Here is a 1471-nt window from a genome sequence, read left to right as displayed (position 1 = left end):
CCTCAGGCAACGCCGAGAACAAACCCGCCCCGCCGAGCGCTCCGGCCCCGGCAGCAGGGCAGCGCATGCCTCCCAACGGCTACACCCAGTAGCCTCGGCTCCAAGACAGCCGACATCGATGGCGTGACTTGACGGCGATCTGGCGCCCGGCGCACCATTGCCAGGCAGTCCCCGTTCCAGGCATTTCTGGCAGACGGGATTTCATCACTAGGGGTAAAGGGGGGGCCATGAGAAAATCTGGAATCGTAACCGGAGCAGGCCTATTGCTGGCGTCACTGCTTGGCGTCGTCGCGGCTCATGCCGACGACATGCTGGGATCCTATGTCGCGCGCATTTCCGATCGCGACCATCAGGCGAGTGACGGCTATGCGCTGGACAATGCCGCGCAGATGGTGCGGCAGGACCGCGCCAACTGGCACAAATTCCACCGCCGTGACAGCGACGACGAGGCTGATGGCTGGTTCAGGACCAACGACCAGCGCGCCGACCTGCAGCGCATGCTGGAACGCGGCGGCGCGATGAGTTCCTCGACCAAGCGCGCCATCGTCAATGGCGAACCGCTGATCCAGGTCGACGTCTACGAAAACAGCGTGCGCGTCAGCATTCTCGAGAACTGACGGGCCGTCGCCGGGGCGGCTGACAGTCGGCTTCGGGGACGGCTGATAGCAAAAGGCGGCGCCTCGGCGCCGCCTTGCCATCGATAGACTCGGCGGCTGAAAAGATCAGGCCGCTTCTTCCTTGTCGTCGTCTTCTTCTTCGGACTCGTCGCCTTCAGCCTTCACGCTGTCCTCGGCGTCGTCTTCGTCCTCGTCTTCATCTTCGTCGTCATCCGAGAGCGTGGCAGCTTCGGTGGACTCTTCGCCTTCTTCATCGTCGCCGTCTTCGTCGTCATCAGACAGGTCAGCGGCTTCGATCGCTGCGGCGGCGGCATGATCGAGAATGGTTTCGGAAGCGGATTCAAGCGCCTCGGCGGGAGTTTCTTCTGTCACTTCGATTTCGTGATCGGAATTCATGGAAGCCTCCGTGGGGTTGGGGAACATGTCCCTTTTGCCACGGAGAGATCATCGCCATATGACTGTAAGCCGGCTCGAACGGCCGGTAGCAGAGAATATTTTCTTCGCCTTAACCTGCGATCCTGGAGAAATCCGCGACCTGACCGGTGGCCGTGCGGATGCGGGCGAGCAGCGCCAGGCGGTTGGCACGCACCGCCTGATCCTCATCGTTTACAAGAACATGCTCAAAGAATGAATCAACCGGCTCGCGCAACACGCTAAGCGCCAGCAAGGCGCCGGAAAAATCATCGTTTTGAATCGCTTCGCCGGCTTGCTTCTCAGCCTGGTTCACCGCCGCAAACAGCGATTTCTCGGTATCCGCGCGAAACAGCGCCGGCTCAACGGTTTCGGCGACCGCCGTTTTCTTTTTCTCCTCGGCAGCCAGAATGTTGGCCGCGCGCTTAGTGCCGGCGAGCAGG

Annotated in this window: 3 protein-coding genes; 1 reads left to right on the top strand and 2 read right to left on the bottom strand. The window is 61.5% G+C overall.

Going from position 1 to position 1471, the window contains the following annotated elements:
- Nucleotides 1-227 precede the first annotated feature (227 nt).
- On the top strand, nt 228-617 hold the full coding sequence (locus ENZ75_RS31645; protein WP_024502648.1) for a hypothetical protein: 390 nt from the start codon (nt 228-230) through the stop codon (nt 615-617).
- 105 nt (nt 618-722) lie between these two features.
- Here ENZ75_RS31645 and ENZ75_RS31640 read toward each other — a convergent pair whose 3' ends face one another.
- Together ENZ75_RS31640 and ENZ75_RS31635 are read right to left on the bottom strand one after the other, a co-directional pair.
- Nucleotides 723-1013 (bottom strand): hypothetical protein, encoded by a 291-nt coding sequence (locus ENZ75_RS31640; protein ID WP_063170186.1) that lies wholly within the window; start codon nt 1011-1013, stop codon nt 723-725.
- A gap of 109 nt (nt 1014-1122) precedes the next feature.
- Nucleotides 1123-1471 (bottom strand): DALR anticodon-binding domain-containing protein (locus ENZ75_RS31635; RefSeq protein ID WP_245481323.1); only part of this gene is annotated, 349 nt, incomplete at its 5' end.

Origin of the sequence: Mesorhizobium sp. M7A.F.Ca.CA.002.04.1.1 (genome assembly GCF_004022805.1) — a bacterium.
GTDB lineage: Bacteria > Pseudomonadota > Alphaproteobacteria > Rhizobiales > Rhizobiaceae > Mesorhizobium > Mesorhizobium ciceri.
The sequence above is the reverse complement of the archived record's forward strand: the minus strand, read 5'-3'. Positions and strand labels throughout refer to the sequence as shown.